Annotated in this window: 15 protein-coding genes; 9 read left to right on the top strand and 6 right to left on the bottom strand. The window is 58.5% G+C overall.

Translation table 11 applies throughout. From position 1 onward, the window contains the following. The gene (locus OCH02_RS08940; protein ID WP_261430894.1) at positions 1 to 855 is read right to left on the bottom strand and encodes a DMT family transporter; all 855 of its coding nucleotides are present in this window, start codon (positions 853 to 855) and stop codon (positions 1 to 3) included. A gap of 81 nt (positions 856 to 936) precedes the next feature. On the opposite strand from OCH02_RS08940, the gene OCH02_RS08935 reads away from it, so the two are divergent. The 3 genes from OCH02_RS08935 (at position 937) to OCH02_RS08925 (ending at position 3,583) form a co-directional block, all read left to right on the top strand. Next, complete coding sequence (locus tag OCH02_RS08935) at positions 937 to 1,875, top strand: LysR substrate-binding domain-containing protein (protein WP_261430893.1); 939 nt, start codon at positions 937 to 939, stop codon at positions 1,873 to 1,875. Between the two features lie 201 nt (positions 1,876 to 2,076). Then, positions 2,077 to 2,838 (top strand): arylamine N-acetyltransferase family protein, encoded by a 762-nt coding sequence (locus OCH02_RS08930; RefSeq protein WP_261430892.1) that lies wholly within the window; start codon positions 2,077 to 2,079, stop codon positions 2,836 to 2,838. Positions 2,839 to 2,896: 58 nt separating this feature from the next. After that, entirely contained in the window at positions 2,897 to 3,583 is a 687-nt protein-coding gene (locus tag OCH02_RS08925; protein WP_261430891.1) for a type 1 glutamine amidotransferase domain-containing protein, read from the top strand. Between the two features lie 41 nt (positions 3,584 to 3,624). Here the strand turns inward: OCH02_RS08925 and dusC are convergent, their stop codons facing one another. The 4 genes from dusC to OCH02_RS08905 all read right to left on the bottom strand — a co-directional run bounded on the left by dusC (position 3,625) and on the right by OCH02_RS08905 (position 6,861). After that, entirely contained in the window at positions 3,625 to 4,554 is a 930-nt protein-coding gene (dusC, locus tag OCH02_RS08920) for a tRNA dihydrouridine(16) synthase DusC (RefSeq protein WP_012005771.1), read from the bottom strand. 81 nt (positions 4,555 to 4,635) lie between these two features. Further along, entirely contained in the window at positions 4,636 to 5,595 is a 960-nt protein-coding gene (locus tag OCH02_RS08915; protein WP_261430890.1) for a D-2-hydroxyacid dehydrogenase family protein, read from the bottom strand. A gap of 24 nt (positions 5,596 to 5,619) precedes the next feature. Further along, positions 5,620 to 6,069, bottom strand: a complete 450-nt coding sequence (locus OCH02_RS08910) for a universal stress protein (RefSeq protein ID WP_261430889.1) — start codon at positions 6,067 to 6,069, stop codon at positions 5,620 to 5,622. A gap of 12 nt (positions 6,070 to 6,081) precedes the next feature. Continuing rightward, a complete protein-coding gene (locus OCH02_RS08905) occupies positions 6,082 to 6,861 on the bottom strand; it encodes an IclR family transcriptional regulator (RefSeq protein WP_261430888.1) in 780 nt (259 codons plus the stop codon). Between the two features lie 160 nt (positions 6,862 to 7,021). Here OCH02_RS08905 and OCH02_RS08900 point away from each other — a divergent pair, with 160 nt between their 5' ends. Further along, complete coding sequence (locus OCH02_RS08900) at positions 7,022 to 8,635, top strand: MFS transporter (protein ID WP_261430887.1); 1,614 nt, start codon at positions 7,022 to 7,024, stop codon at positions 8,633 to 8,635. After that, positions 8,632 to 9,660, top strand: coding sequence for an HlyD family secretion protein (locus OCH02_RS08895; RefSeq protein WP_261430886.1), 1,029 nt, complete (start codon positions 8,632 to 8,634; stop codon positions 9,658 to 9,660). The genes OCH02_RS08900 and OCH02_RS08895 overlap by 4 nt, the downstream gene beginning before the upstream one ends. A 60-nt stretch (positions 9,661 to 9,720) precedes the next feature. On the opposite strand, the gene rhlE is transcribed toward OCH02_RS08895, so the two are convergent. Further along, positions 9,721 to 11,091, bottom strand: a complete 1,371-nt coding sequence (gene rhlE, locus OCH02_RS08890; RefSeq protein ID WP_012005765.1) for an ATP-dependent RNA helicase RhlE — start codon at positions 11,089 to 11,091, stop codon at positions 9,721 to 9,723. Positions 11,092 to 11,396: 305 nt separating this feature from the next. On the opposite strand from rhlE, the gene cecR reads away from it, so the two are divergent. From cecR to OCH02_RS08870, 4 genes are all read left to right on the top strand, one after another. Next, positions 11,397 to 12,086: a transcriptional regulator CecR gene (gene cecR / locus OCH02_RS08885; protein ID WP_261430885.1), complete on the top strand. Its 690-nt coding sequence runs from the start codon at positions 11,397 to 11,399 to the stop codon at positions 12,084 to 12,086. Positions 12,087 to 12,232: 146 nt separating this feature from the next. After that, positions 12,233 to 13,219, top strand: a complete 987-nt coding sequence (hlyD, locus tag OCH02_RS08880; RefSeq protein ID WP_261430884.1) for a secretion protein HlyD — start codon at positions 12,233 to 12,235, stop codon at positions 13,217 to 13,219. Positions 13,220 to 13,229: 10 nt separating this feature from the next. Then, entirely contained in the window at positions 13,230 to 14,960 is a 1,731-nt protein-coding gene (locus OCH02_RS08875) for an ATP-binding cassette domain-containing protein (RefSeq protein WP_261430883.1), read from the top strand. Continuing rightward, positions 14,957 to 16,111: an ABC transporter permease gene (locus OCH02_RS08870; protein ID WP_261430882.1), complete on the top strand. Its 1,155-nt coding sequence runs from the start codon at positions 14,957 to 14,959 to the stop codon at positions 16,109 to 16,111. The genes OCH02_RS08875 and OCH02_RS08870 overlap by 4 nt, the downstream gene beginning before the upstream one ends.

Below are 16,111 nucleotides of genomic sequence, written 5' to 3'. Positions count from 1 at the left end.
TTAATGCCAGTGCAGCACCACGGCACCGGCCAATACCGTTAACACGCCCAGCCACTGTAGGGCGGCAAGGCGCTCACGCAGCAGCAAAGCGCCCAGCAGCGCGGCAATACCGCCAGACAGAGTGCTAAGCACCGTTACCACCGCCACCGATCCGCCACCGGCCCCTACGGCAAAGGCGCTAAAGCCACCCAGGTTGAGCAAACTGGCGGCCAGCAATAGCCCACCCTGCCGCCAGCCTGGACGAGCCACCAATGCACGCCGGTTAGCGCTCAGCGCCAACAGGGCCGTCAGCCCGAGCGTATAGCCGAGCCACAGGCTGACACTCGGCCCCAGTACCGGCAGCGTGTATTTCCCCTGCAGCCAAAAACCGGTGCCATAACAGCACGCGGCGATCAGCGCGCAGGCGATCGCCGTTAAGGTCGACGAAGAGTTTTCCGGCTGCCGAGCAGGGCTGACGGCGGTCAGCATCACCCCCAGCACACAAATAACCAGCCCCGTCAGGGTAAGCCCCGCCAAAGGTTCGCCACTTAGCCACGACAACAGTGTGGTAACCGCACCGTAGCTGGTGACCATAGGGGCCACCATCGCCGCCTTGCCAATAGCGAAGGCCTGCGACAGCGCCAGTGAACCGCCTACGATCAGGGCAGCGGCCAGCAATGCCAACCCCCAAACCACGCCGGAAGTCGCAAAGACAGGAACCGCCGTTGTCGGTAATAAGGCAGTAAAAATCACAAAGCCAATCGCCTGCGAAAAAAATACCGCCCTGCGCACCCCCACCGATCGGGCGTTGATACCGACCAAAAAATCCGTGCCGCCCCAGCACAGTGCGGCAGCCAGCCCCATCACAATGTCCACGCGATACTCCCGTCGAATATTTGCCCTAAAAGTAAGCAAAAAATCACTTGTGGAACATCGATAGATTGGCAATATGGTTGAATGAAACTCAAGCTGAACGCTCAACCTCGCCTGCCCTCCCTGAAAGCCTTGCACACTTTCGAGGTGGCGGCGCGCTGCGCCAGTTTTACCGAGGCAGCGGAGGAGTTGAACGTCACGCTGGGGGCGGTCAGCCGCCAGATACGTCATTTGGAAAATGAGCTGGGCGTTGAGCTGTTTCACCGCAAGGGGAACGCGGTGGCGCTAAACGACACCGGCAAACAACTGGCCATCGACGTGACCCGCGCACTGACGCTGCTGCAAAAAGCCAGCGATCGCGTCCGGCCGGAGCAACAGCAAACGCTGAAGCTGACCTGCACGCTGGGCATCGCCAGCCACTGGCTGGCCGCACGCCTGCCGGCTCTGCGCCGTGCCGATCCTGATGTTTCGCTGGTGCTGGACGCCAACGAAAGCCTGCGTGACCTGGCCAATGGCGAGGCAGACATTGCCATCCGTTACAGCCCAACGGCCAACCCGCCGCCGCACTCCCGCGAGCTGCTCGCCGATGCCTTCGCGCCGTTAGCCAGCCCGGCCTTTCTCGCCGCGCACCCTCGTCGCATTACGGCCACCGATTTGTCGCTGTCGCAGTTGATCCACTCGCCGTGGAAGGATGGGCAGAAGGTGGGCATAGCCGGCTGGCAAGACTGGTTCGCCGCCTATGGCGAAGGCACCCCGGCACCGCGCGGTATTCTCACCTTCAACAGCGTCGGCCATGCCCTGCAGGAAGCGATAGAAGGTAACGGCATCGTACTCGGCAGCCTGGCTGTCGCGCAGGATGCCCTGGCCAACGGCAAGCTGGTTCGGGTCTTTGGCGACGACCGACAACTGCCCGCCGCCTACCACTACCGCCTGTGCTGGGCGGACAGCGCGTTCGTTAGCGCCACCACCCGCCGCTGGGTGAATCTGCTGCTGCAGGCGGCGGACCAACCCCCGGCGTTCTGACGCAGCACGTATTGCGCCCACAGCAGTAAAAAATCCAACTATTTTATATATCCAAAATAATTCGAGTTGCATCGCGGCGACAACTAAGCGCATCCCCGGGAGCGTACAAGCAGTACGTGACCGGGGTAAGCATAGGAAGTCAACAAAGAGGCAGCTTGAAGTATGAAAGATATAATCAATTTTTTTGCTGCGAGACACACCGTGGATAGACAACGCTACCTGCAACATATTGGATTCGCAGGCATCCCCCAGGCTGACCTCCTGACGCTGCAACAATTACACCGCTGCCATATGCTGAGCGTGCCCTTTGAGAACCTGAGCATTATTTATCGCCAGGGGATTCATCTGGAGGAACCGGCGCTGTTCAATAAAATTGTCGAACGCAACCGCGGCGGCTTTTGCTATGAGCTGAACCGGCTGTTTGCTCTGCTGTTGAAAGACATCGGCTTTAACGTGCAGTTTATTTCCGGTGAGATCCGCGCGCGCGACGGCAGCTTCGGCCCGCCGTTCGACCATATGGCACTGATGGTGGAGCTGGATCAGCCGTATCTGGTGGACGTGGGGTTTGGTGATTCGTTCCTGACGCCGCTGAAGATCACCACCACCGAGCAGCAACCGCAAAGCACCGGCACCTTCCACTTAGAGCAGGAAGGCGAAATCTATTACCTGGAGCGCAGAAATGGCGATAACCGCTCGCACGCCAAAACCCTGTACCGCTTTACCCTGCAAGCCCGTGAGCCGAGTGAGTTCGACGGCATGTGCCACTACCACAGCACCTCGCCGCAGTCGCATTTTACCCAGCGGCTGGTGTGCTCGCGGCCAACGGAAAATGGCCGTGTGACCCTCAGCGAGAACAAACTGATTATCACCGAAGATCACCAACGCCATGAATCGACGCTGCATTCCGAAGACGAACGGCGTGCAGCGCTGATGCGCTACTTCCAGATCGATCTGGACAACTGAACCTCAGAGATTGGCTATACTTTAGCCCGATGGAAGCAGTCAATCGAGAGGAAGCATAATGAAAAAGAAGATCCTGGTGGTACTCACCAGTATTGCCAAATACCCCAGTATCGATCGCGCCACCGGCCTGTGGCTGGGGGAAGCGGTACACTTCGTGAAAAAAGTTGAAGCTGCCGGCTATCAGGTTGACTATGTCAGCCCGTCAGGCGGTTATACCCCAATCGATCCCCACAGCCTGGCCATGGCTGACGCCACTGACTGGGAATGGTATCAAAACAAGCTGTTTATGAACCGGCTGGGTGCCACACTGAAACCTTCTCAGGTAAACGCCACCGATTATGGCGCTATCTACTATGCCGGCGGCCACGGCGTGATCTGGGATTTCCTGGACAACCCGGCACTGCAAACCATTAGCCAGTCGATTTATGAAAGCGGTGGCGTGATCTCCTCCGTGTGTCACGGAGCTATCGGCCTGTTGAATATCAAACTGGCCAACGGCGACTACCTGATTAACGGCAAAAAGGTCACCGGTTTTAGCAATGAAGAGGAACAGTTGGCCGAATTGGATAAGCTGGTGCCCTACCTGACCGAAACCGAGCTGAAAAAACGCGGAGCCCTTTATCAGAAAGCGGCTGAACCCTGGGCCGCATTCGCATTGAGCGATCAACGCGTGGCCACCGGACAAAATCCGGCGTCGGGTGCTGCAGTGGCAGATGAGGTTCTTAAACTGCTGGCAGGAAAATAACCGTTAACTCAATGGGGGAGCACTGCTCCCCTGTTTAATCCTTAACGGCAAATCACCCGGGCAATGTCCTTCGAGTTGGTCAGCGCACGCACTTCGCCGAACAGTTCGGTGGCCTCGGCATACTCTTTGCGCAAATACCCCAGCCACTGCTTGATCCGCGCCACGTGGTACAGACCAGTGTCGCCCTGCTTTTCCAGATGAACGTATTTTTGCAATAGCTGCACCACCTGCGGCCACGGCATGCGCGGTTCGTTGTATTTCACCACCCGGCTCAGGTTCGGCACGTTTAATGCGCCGCGCCCCAGCATCACCGCATCACAACCGGTGGTTTGCAGGCAGTCTTGTGCGCTCTGGTAGTCCCAGATTTCGCCGTTGGCGATCACCGGAATGGTCAGCCGCTGGCGGATCTCGCCAATCGCCGCCCAGTTAATGCGCTCGGCCTTGTAGCCGTCCTCTTTGGTACGCCCATGCACCGCCAGCTCGGTGGCGCCCGCCTGTTGCACCGCATCGGCAATTTCAAAGCTGCGGCTGTCGCTGTCCCAGCCCAAGCGTATTTTTACCGTTACCGGCAAATGGGCAGGCACCGCTGCACGCATGGCTTTGGCGCCCTGGTAAATCAGCTCCGGGTCTTTGAGCAGCGTCGCCCCACCGCCGCTGCCGTTAACCAGCTTGGACGGGCAACCGCAGTTGAGATCAACACCGTAAGAACCCAGTTCAACTGCGCGGGCAGCGTTTTCCGCCAGCCACTGCGGGTATTGACCGAGCAATTGGATACGCACCAGGGTGCCGGACGGCGTACGACTGGCATGATGCAGTTCAGGGCACAGGCGGTAGAAAGACTTGGCAGGCAGCAGTTGATCAACCACGCGCAGGAATTCGGTGATGCACAGGTCGTAGTCGTTCACTTCGGTGAGTAGCTCACGCACCAAAGAATCGAGAACGCCCTCCATCGGAGCCAATAATACGCGCATGTTCACCCCTGCTAAAAAAGACGCGCAATGATACGGGGGAATGCCCGCAGCAGACAAGCATCTGGGGGGAATAAAACCGCGCTACGCCAATTGACGCAGCGGAACACCGGCGATAAACGCCTCGATGTTTTCGATCGCTTCGCGGAAATAGATTTGATAGTTGCTGTCGGCCACATAACCCAGATGCGGCGTCGCCAACACGTTGGGCAGTTGGCGGAAAATGTCGTCACTCGGCAGGGGTTCAACCTCAAACACGTCCAGCCCGGCACCGGCAATTTGCCCCTGCTGCAATGCGTCAATCAACGCGCTGCGATCGACAATCGCCGCACGCGAGGTATTGATCAGATAAGCGGTTTTCTTCATCGCCTGCAGCTCTGGCCGGCCCACCAGCCCACGGCTACGCTCACTGAGCACCAGATGAATCGAAACAAAGTCGCTCTGTTCGAACAGCGCCTGTTTGGATGCTGCCAGCGTCCCCCCCACCTCGGCGGCCCTTTCTGCCGTCAGGTTTTGGCTCCAGGCCAGCACCCGCATACCAAACGCCTGCGCCACCACCGCCATTTGGCTGCCAATCTTGCCCAATCCCAGCAGGCCCAGCGTCTTGCCCTGCAGGGTCACGCCAACCGCTTGCTGCCAGGGGCCGTTATTACGCAGGCCGACGCTTTCCGGCACCATATGCTTCGCCAACCCCAGCAGCAGTGCCCAGGTCAGTTCCATCGGTGCGGCTGAGCCGCTGGCGGTGCCGCAGACAATAACCCCACGCTGTGCCGCCGCCGCCAAATCAATAGAGGCATTGCGCATGCCCGAGGTAATCAACAGCTTTAACCGAGGCAAACGCGCCAGCAGCGAGGCGGTGATTGGCGTGCGTTCACGCATAATCACCAAAATATCGCAGTCCTGCAGATGCACGGCCAGTTCCGCTTCATCACTAAAATGCTGGCCGATGCTGAACACTTCAACCCGATCGCCGAGGGCAGACCAGTCGGCCATGCTGAGCGCGACCTGCTGATAATCATCAAGAATGGCACATTTCAGTTTCATCTTCGGCTCCGGGATTAGGCAAAATCAGTCGGCACGCACGTCAACCAACACTGGGCAATCGGCATTCTCAATCACCAGGGCGCTGTGCGACCCATTCAACAAACGTCTAAAGGGGGAAAGATGGCGTCGCCCCATAATAATCATCGTCGCATTCAGCTCTTTCGCCTGGGCAACAATGGTTTCTGCCGGTTCACCGGCCACCACCCGCCCGCGCGCATTGACCCCTGCCGCCTGCAGTTCGCTCAGTGCCCGGTGCACCACGGTCGCGGCGGCCTGTTGTTCATCCTGCGCGTAACCGAAATCTGCCGGATCTTCACCCGGTTCTATTTCAAACGGCCCCGTTACGCAATAACTCAGATCGACACAACAAAGCACCACTAGCGCCGCCTGTTGCGCCAATGCCTGTTCGGCAGCCAGTGAAATGACCTTACGAGCATTAGCGGAATTATCAACCGCCACCAACAGCGTTTTCATTATCTTCTCCGGTTAATCTCGCGACGCCACCTTGCCAATCTCATCGATCAACGCGTCTTTGCACTTAAGGATCTCCTCGCGGAAGCGAGCTTCATTCTTGGCCAAACGGGTGCTGGGCACTAACAGACTGATGGAGAAACGCCCCAGAATGGTGTCGATAGCCACCGCCATGGTAGAGACGCCTTCCAGCGTTTCTTCCCGATCGAAGGCCAGGCCGGTACGGCGTATTTCGGTCAGGTGCTGCAGCAGTGCCGGAAAATCGCGTACCGTCATATCGGTCACCGCCCTATAGGCCTCACCCAGTAAATCCCGGGCCGCATCGTCGCTGTTCAACGCCAGCAGCGCTCGTCCGCCGGAGGTGCTGTACAGCGGCAGATTCATGCCGATGCGTGGCACCACTCGCAGCTCACGATCCGCCACAATGTAGTGCACTACCGCCAGTTGCAAACCGCTGGCGCGCCCCAGCGAAACCGTCTCGCCGGTAGCGTCACATAACGCCTGCAACCAGGGGGTCGCAATCGACACCATTTCGGTATGTACGCTGGCAATCAGCCGCAGCAACGACGGCCCGAGGCGCACACCACCGGCACCGCCGCGTACCAATTGCACGGAGTCCAGCGCGTTGACGATACGTTGTACGGTGGAGCGCGGCAGTTCGACCGCCTGTGCGATTTCGCCAAGGCTCATGCCATTGGGCTTGGCGCCCAGCGCATCGAGGATTTTAGCCGCACGGGTAATGACCTGAATACCGCCGGCTTTTTCATCATCACAATATGTTGTGGGTTCAGACATGGAAGGCTCTTTTCCTTGCTTTTGACCACACTGTAACATTTTTTCCGGTCAGGCGGCACGATGTACCACATTGCAATACAGTGCATCACAATGTAGCATGCGTCACAATGTATCGCTATACAATACAGTGCATCGTAAGTTTCGTTTCTGGAGTCATACTATGAATGCTCAGCCTGCGCCTGCCGTCGCTGCGCCGCATCCTTTTACCCTGCGTCTGGCTGTGGGGTTAGTGGGTGTGCTGATTGCCGCCCTGACCTCTGGACTCAATGACCGCATCAGCGATTTGGCGCTGGCGGATATCCGCGCGGCTATCGGTATCGGTTTCGACCAGGGGAGCTGGATCACCTCGGCCTATCAGGCCGCGGAAGTGTCGGCCATGATGGTGGCCCCCTGGTTTGCCGTGACTTTTTCGCTACGCCGTTTCGCCCTGGTGATGATCGGCGGTTTTGCCACCGTCGGCTTACTCCAGCCGTTAACCGCTGATCCCACGCTGTTTATTGCTCTGCGGGTGGTGCAAGGCCTGTTTGGCGGGGCATTGCCGCCGTTGCTGATGACGGTGGCACTGCGTTTTCTGCCCCCGACCATCAAACTTTACGGGCTGGCCGCCTATGCGCTCACCGCCACCTTTGGCCCCAATGTCGCGGCACCGCTGGCGGCCCTGTGGACCGACAGTCTGGGTTGGCAGTTTGTCTTTTGGCAGGCGATCCCGCTGTGTCTGATAGCTTCTTTATTGATTGGCTGGGGGCTGCCGCAGGATCCCTTGCGGCTGGAGCGTTTCCGCCAGATCGATCTGTTCGGCATGCTGACCGGTTGCAGCGGTATTGCGCTGTTGATCCTTTCGCTGACACAGGGAGAACGGCTCGACTGGTTCAATTCCCCCTTGATTAGCCTGATGCTGCCGGTTTCCATTGCGTTGCTGGTGACGTTTTTAATCAACGAATGGTTCCATCCGTTGCCACTGTTAAAACTGCAATTACTGCGGCGAATCAATCTTTCTTATAGCCTGCTGACGCTGGCTGGCGTGCTGTTGCTGGCGCTGTCAGGTTCAATGCTGCCGTCGTTTTACTTTTCGCAGGTGGAGGGTTTTCGCACCGTACAATTTGCGCCGCTGGCGTTAGCCGTCGGCCTGCCGCAGTTGGTGATAGCCCCTTTCATCGCCGCCCTGTTGAACCTGCGCTGGATAGACGCCCGTTGGGTGCTGACTATCGGTGCCGCGCTAATCGCCGTCTCCTGCCTGCTGGGAATGCAATTGACCGACGATTGGGCACGAGAAAACTTCTGGCTGATCCAAGGCCTGCAGGCATTTGGCCAGCCGATGATGATTTTGCCGGTGTTAATGACCTCCACCAGCGTGATCCTGCCACCGGAAGGGCCTTTTGCCTCGGCAATGTTTAACACCGTGCGCGGTTTTTCCGCCGTGGCGGCGGGCAGCCTGGTCGAGAATTTTATTAGCCACCGGGAGCAATTTCACTCTCATGTGCTGGTTGACCGGCTGGGTAATCGCCCATGGCTGATGACGGCAGAGAGCTCAGAACACGCCAGCGGGGCTATGCCGCTGTTACCGGACGGCTCGGTCAGTTCAGCGGAAAATCTCGGGCATTTTTCGACGCTGATAAAGCATCAGGTGGTGATCCTCAGCATCAGTGATGCCTATCTGCTGATTATTGGCTGCGCGCTGCTGTTGGTGTTGCTGACCGCCTGGTTGCCGAAGCGTGTCTATCCGCCGCAAACGCTCTTACCTTTAGTTCCAAAAACATCAGGATCACAACCATGAGCTTCACCCCTGCAAAACGAACCTTAACCCTGGCGTTGCTGCTGTTAATCCTGCTGGCGATCGCTTTTTTTGTCCGCTCATCGCTCAATCGCCACCATTTACGTACCGATGATGCGGTCGTGAGCGCCGATTACACGCTGGTGGCCCCCAAAATTTCCGGCTATATCCGCAGCGTCAACGTCAGTGACAACCAGCAGGTAAAAGCCGGTGAAGTGCTGGCCACCCTCGACGATCGGGATTACCGCGTGGCGCTGGAAACGGCACTGGCCAATCTGCAGATTAGCCAGGCCAAATTGTCCAGTATTCAGGCGCAGCTGGATCAACAGCAGGCCAATATTGCCCAGCAGGAAGCCGGCGTCAGCGCCAGCCAGGCCACGCTCAACTATGCCGGGCAGAACGCCGATCGCTATCGCCGGTTGCTGAAAACCGGCACCGCCACCGCAGATGAGCAGCAGAAATCGGCCTCCATAATGCAGACCGCCGCCGCGCAGCTAAAGCAAAATCAGGCGGCAGTGGTGTCGGCACGCAAGGAAGTTGGGGTGTTGCAGGCCAGCCGCAAACAGGCCGAAGCGAATATTGCCGCCTCGCAGGCCAGCGTTGATCAGGCGCGTCTGAATCTTTCCTATACCCAGATTATTGCGCCGATTGCCGGCAGCGTCGGTCAGCGTGCGGTACGCCAGGGTGCCTGGGTCTCCGCCGGTACGCGTCTGCTGGCGGTGGTGCCGTTACAGCAGAGCTACGTGGTCGCCAACTTCCTGGAAACCCAGTTAGCCAACGTCTCTGCCGGTCAGCCGGTATCCATCACCGTCGATGCGCTGCCCGGCGTGACGCTGCGCGGCCACGTTGACAGCATCGCCCCGGCTACCGGTTCCACCTTTGCCGCCATCAGCGCCGATAACGCCACCGGCAACTACACCAAAGTGGTGCAACGCCTGCCGGTGAAAATCCTGCTGGAACCAAATCAGCCGGAACTGGCGCGGCTGCGCGTTGGCATGTCGGTGGTGCCGGAACTTGAGATGCGCTGATTTTTACGTATAAAAAAGGCCACCCTAAAGGTGGCCTCAGACGGCTGACAACAGCGCAATTTACTCAGCCGGGCGGCTGCGCGGACGGCGCGGAGCACCTGAGCGCGGCTTGCCATCACCCTGCGGACGCGCACTGCCGCCACCGCGGTTTTCACGCTGACCGCCATTGCCGCCACCGTTGCCACTGCGCTGGCCGCCACCGTTACCGGAGCGTTGACCACCGCCGTTGCCGCGTGGAGCACCGCGCCCACCAGCCTGACGACCGTTGATGATCGGTTCGGCCTTGATGCTCGGATCCGGCTCATAGCCCGGTAGAGCAATACGCGGGATCTCACGTTTGAGCAGGCGTTCGATATCACGCAGCAGTTTGTGTTCGTCCACGCACACCAGCGAGATCGCCTCACCGGTACGTTCAGCACGACCGGTACGACCGATGCGGTGCACGTAGTCTTCCGGCACGTTAGGCAACTCGTAGTTCACCACGTGTGGCAACTGGTCGATGTCCAGACCGCGTGCCGCGATGTCGGTAGCGACCAATACGCGGATTTTGCCGTCTTTAAAATCGGCCAATGCGCGGGTACGCGCGCCCTGGCTTTTGTTGCCGTGGATAGCGGCGGCAGTGATGCCGTCTTTGTTCAGCTGTTCAGCCAGGTGGTTGGCGCCGTGTTTGGTGCGGTTAAACACCAAGACTTGCTTCCAGTCACCTTCGCCGATCATCTGGGACAGCAGTTCCCGCTTACGCTTCTTGTCAACAAAGTGCACGCTTTGCTCAATCTGCTCGGACGCGGTGTTACGGCGCGCCACTTCAACCGATGCCGGGTTGTGCAACAGTTTGTTGGCCAGCCCTTTGATGTCGTCGGAGAAGGTTGCAGAGAACAGCAGGTTCTGACGCTTGGCAGGCAGTTTGGCCAGCACGCGGCGGATATCATGGATAAAGCCCATATCCAGCATGCGGTCAGCTTCGTCCAGCACCAGAATTTCAATTTTGGACAGGTCAACCGCGCGCTGGTGTTCCAGATCCAGCAGGCGACCCGGTGTTGCCACCAGCACGTCGACGCCGCCGCGCAGTTTCATCATCTGCGGGTTGATGCTCACGCCACCAAATACCACCAGCGAACGCAGGCGCAGGTATTTGCTGTAGGATTCGACGTTTTCGCCGATCTGCGCAGCCAGTTCACGGGTAGGCGTCAGGATCAACGCACGTACCGGACGGCGACCTTTGACCGCATGGTCATGCTTACTCAGCAGCTGTAGCAGCGGCAGGGTAAAGCCAGCGGTTTTACCGGTACCGGTCTGGGCGCTGGCCATCAGGTCACGACCTTCCAATACGACAGGAATAGCCTGGCGCTGAATTGGCGTAGGTTCGCGATAGCCCTGTTCTTCAACAGCGCGCAGAATTTCAGCACTTAAGCCGAGGGTTTCAAATGACATAAAGAGAAAAACTCCAGATCCCCCCTAACCTAACAGTGTTCGGTGCAGTTTCCTGGGAGGATTATCAGACGGGACATTTTGCATGACCACGAGGGATTGGCACAAACTGCAGTGCACCAAGCGGGCGAGTGTAGCAGAAGTCGAACAAGAAAACGCAAATTAAGTGACGCAGAGCACAATATGCCGACAATTCAGCCAAGTCTGAAAAGATGCCCTTAAATAAATGGCGGTTACTGATTGCATTTTGTGCAATATGGCATAAAGTTAATCATACGATTGATTAACTTTTGCGAGCATCATCAATAATGCCAAATAATCAGACTGCCGGCCGGGCACGGGGCGAACAGGCGCGTCAGCAGTTGATTGCCGCCGCCATCGAAATGTTCGGCGAATACGGCATTCAGGGTGCCACCACCCGCGATATTGCCCAGCGCGCCGGGCACAATATCGCCGCCATCACCTACTACTTCAATTCCAAAGAGGGCCTGTATCTGGCCGTCGCCCAGTGGATTGCCGATTTTATCCAGCAGGCGTTTCGCCCGCTGGCCGAAGAGATAGACCGCTTCTGGCAACTCCCGGAAGCCGAACGTCTGCCGGAGCACTACCTCGAACATCTGAAACGCGGCCTGCTGGCGTTCAGCGACCTGATGACCCAACCGCAGACGCTGAACCTGAGCAAAATCATGTCGCGCGAGCAGCTCTCCCCCACCGATGCCTACCCGCTGATCCACCAGCAGGTGGTGGCGCCGCTGCATAACAAGCTTTGCCGCCTGCTGGCGGCCTACACCGGCATCGATCCGCACTCGACCAAAATTGTGCTGCATACCCACGCGCTGATCGGCGAAGTGTTGTCGTTTCGCGTGGCGCGGGAAACCGTTCGCCGACAGGCCGGTTGGCAGCAAATCGACACTGCCGAGGCAGAACAAATCAGCGAAGTACTGGCTGAACACATTGAGATTCTGGTTAATGGGCTGCGCCAACGCCATGGCGCGTAAACCCTTCGTCTTTCAAGCTACGGCGTTGTTGACTGCGTGCGCTCCCCCCAGCCACTTACTTAAGTAAGCGCCTGGGGATTCACGCACTTGTCGCCTAACCGTAACGTGAAATTCATTGGGTTTAATCTTTATAGGCAGGGAGTGTTATGAACAAGAAACGCAGTGCCTTTTTGGTGGCCGTTGTCGTGCTGATCGCCGCGGCCGTTTACGGGGTCTGGTATTACCAACAGCATCAGGACAAACCGCTGACGCTGTACGGTAACGTGGATATTCGCACGGTGAATTTGGGCTTCCGCGTCGATGGGCGGCTGGCGTCGCTGACGGTGGATGAAGGCGATACCCTGCAACCGGGGCAATTGCTCGGCAAACTGGATGACGCGCCCTACATCAACGCGCTGCAGCAGGCGCAGGCTAACGTTGGCAGCGCCAAAGCCAAGCTGGCGCTGCTGATGGCCGGTTACCGCGCCGAAGAAATTGCCCAGGTACGTTCGGAAATGGCGCAGCGACTGTCCGCCTTTAGCTATGCCGATAGCTTCCTGAAGCGCCAGCAGGGCCTGTGGGCGAAAAATGCCACCTCTGCCGATGCACTGGAAGATGCCCGCACCTCACGCAATCAGGCGCAGGCCAACCTGCAGGCGTCGAAAGACAAGCTGACGCAGTACCTAAGCGGTAATCGCCCGCAAGAAATAGAAGAGGCCAAAGCCAATCTGGCGCAAAGCGAAGCCGCACTGGCGCAGGCACAGCTTAACCTGCACGACACCAGCCTGGTTTCCCCGTCCGCCGGCACGGTGCTGACGCGGGCAGTCGAGCCGGGCACCATGCTCAGCGCCGGTGGCACGGTGTTTACTTTGTCGCTGACCCGTCCGGTATGGGTACGCGCCTATGTCAACGAGGCCAGCCTGGGTAAGGCGACGCCCGGTACCGAGTTGGAAATCTACACCGACGGCCGGCCAGACAAGCCGTATCACGGCAAAATCGGCTTTGTCTCGCCGACCGCTGAATTCACGCCGAAAAGCGTCGAAACCCCGGACCTGCGTACCGACCTGGTGTATCGCCTGCGGGTGATAGTGACCGACGCCGATGACGCGCTGCGCCAGGGGATGCCGGTCACCGTTCGCTTTACCCAACCTTGAGGGAGCGGTGATGGAACAGGTCATTGAGCTTGAGGCGCTGGAAAAGCGTTTCCCGTCACTGGCAAAACCGGCGGTCGCCAGCCTGACGACCCGGCTGACCAGCGGCGCCGTCACCGGGCTGGTGGGTCCGGACGGCGCCGGTAAAACCACCCTGCTGCGTATGCTGGCCGGGTTGTTGAAACCCAGTAGTGGCACGTTGCGCGTCGCCGGGTTGGATCCGATCGCCCAGGATCGTCAGTTGCACGCCATCCTCGGCTACATGCCGCAAAAGTTCGGCCTGTATGAAGATCTGACGGTGATGGAAAACCTGACGCTGTACGCCGATCTGCGCGGCGTCACCGGCGATCTCCGCAAGCAAACCTTCGATCGGCTGCTGACATTTACCGATCTCACTCGCTTTACCAGCCGGCTGGCGGGCAAACTTTCCGGCGGCATGAAGCAAAAACTCGGGCTGGCCTGTACGCTGGTCGGGCAACCGCAGGTGCTGTTGCTGGATGAGCCTGGGGTTGGCGTCGATCCGATCTCGCGCCGCGAGCTATGGCGTATGGTGCATGAACTGGCCAACGACGGCATGTTGATCCTGTGGAGCACCTCTTATCTGGACGAAGCCGAACAGTGCCGCGAAGTGCTGCTGCTTAACGAAGGGGAACTGCTGTTCAGCGGCGCACCGAAAGATCTTACCCAGAGAATGGCCGGACGCACGGTGCTGATCGCGCCACCGGCCGGTAGCCACCGCGCCCTGCTGCAACGGGCTATCTGCCTGCCGTCGGTCACCGACTGCGCTCTCCAGGGGAAATACCTGCGGCTGATCCTCAAGCAAGGCGAAGATCATCGCCAGGTACTGCAGGCATTGGATCTGCCGGATGCTGAACTGAGCGAAGCGGAACCGCGCTTTGAAGATGCTTTTATCGACCTGCTCGGCGGCGGCCCCAACAGCAAATCTGCGCTGGCGGAGATCATGCCGACCGTCGTGGGAGAAAGCACGGAAACGGTGATCGAAGCGCAAGGGCTGACCAAGAAATTCGGCGACTTTGCCGCCACCGATCACGTGGACTTCAAAGTGCAGCGCGGTGAGATTTTCGGCCTGCTCGGCCCGAACGGCGCCGGTAAATCCACCACCTTTAAAATGATGTGCGGGTTGCTGGTGCCCACCGAAGGCAAGGCGCTGGTGCTGGGTATGGATTTGAAAACCAGCTCCGGCAAGGCGCGCCAGCATTTGGGTTATATGGCGCAGAAATTCTCGCTGTACGGCAACCTGACGGTGGCGCAAAACCTCAAGTTCTTTTCCGGCGTTTATGGCCTGAGCGGCAAGGCGCAGCGCGATAAAATCAGCGAGATGTCCAACGCCTTCAACTTTGGCCCGATCCTCAACCAGACGCCGGACTCGCTGCCACTGGGCTTCAAACAGCGGCTGGCACTGGCCTGCGCGCTGATGCACGAGCCGGATATCCTGTTTCTCGATGAACCGACATCGGGCGTCGATCCCCTGACCCGGCGCGAGTTCTGGCTGCATATCAACGGCATGGTGGATAAAGGCGTGACGGTAATGGTCACCACCCACTTTATGGATGAGGCGGAATACTGCGACCGTATCGGGCTGGTGTATCGCGGCAAGATCATTGCCGCCGGCACGCCGGACGATCTCAAACACCAGGTCGCCAGCAGCGATAACCCCAGTCCATCAATGGAACAGGCGTTTATCGAACTGGTGCAGGGTTACGATCAGGAGGAAAAAGCATGAACAGTCAAACCGCCACCCGTGACGACAGTGGTTTTTCCTGGCGACGGTTGCGCGCGCTGTGCCTGAAAGAGACGCGGCAAATTCTGCGCGATCCGAGCAGCGGGCTGATCGCCTTTGTCATTCCCCTGATGCTGCTGTTTATCTTTGGCTACGGCATCAATCTGGACTCCAGCAAACTGAGGCTGGGCATCCTGATGGAACAACAGAGCGAAGAGGCGCGTGATTTGGCCAATGCTTTTGCCGGTTCTCCCTATATCGAGCCGACCATCAGCGATAATCGTCAGCAGCTGATCCAACTGATGCAGGCCGGACGCATCCGCGGGCTGGTAGTGATCCCCAACGATTTTGCCCAACGTATGGCGCGGCCGCACGACAGCGCACCGATTCAAATTATCACCGACGGCAGCGAGCCGAATACCGCCAACTTTGTTCAGGGCTATACCCAGGGGGTGTGGCAAGTCTGGCAACAACAGCGCGCTACCGACCGCGGGCGCGAGGAAAAACCCTTAATCGACGTGCAGATGCGCTATTGGTTCAACCCGGCGGCCATCAGCCGGCACTACATCATTCCCGGTGCCATCACCATTATCATGACGGTGATAGGTGCCATCCTCACCTCCCTGGTGATTGCCCGCGAGTGGGAGCGTGGCACCATGGAGGCGTTACTTTCTACCCAGGTAACACGTGCGGAGCTGCTGCTGTCCAAACTGGTGCCCTACTATGTCCTCGGCATGATCGCCATGGTGTTATGCATGGCGGTATCGGTGTGGGTGCTCGGCGTACCCTATCGCGGTTCGCTGCTGATTTTATTCGTCATCAGCAGCCTGTTCCTGGCCAGTACGCTCGGCATGGGGCTGCTGATTTCCACCATTACCCGCAACCAGTTTAACGCGGCGATGGTGGCGCTGAACGCCGCCTTTCTGCCTTCGATCATGCTGTCCGGCTTTATCTTCCAGATCGACAGCATGCCGGCCATCGTCCGCGCCGTAACCTATATCATTCCGGCACGCTATTTCGTCAGCACGCTGCAAACGCTGTTCCTGGCGGGCAATATCGGCACGGTGCTGATGATTAACCTGCTGTTCCTGATCGCTTCGGCGGTGGTGTTTATCGGCCTGACGGCCTGGAAAACCCAGCGGCGGCTGGATTAA

The sequence above is a fragment of the Serratia quinivorans genome (assembly GCF_946227985.1).
Lineage (GTDB): Bacteria > Pseudomonadota > Gammaproteobacteria > Enterobacterales > Enterobacteriaceae > Serratia > Serratia quinivorans_A.
The sequence above is the reverse complement of the archived record's forward strand: the minus strand, read 5'-3'. Positions and strand labels throughout refer to the sequence as shown.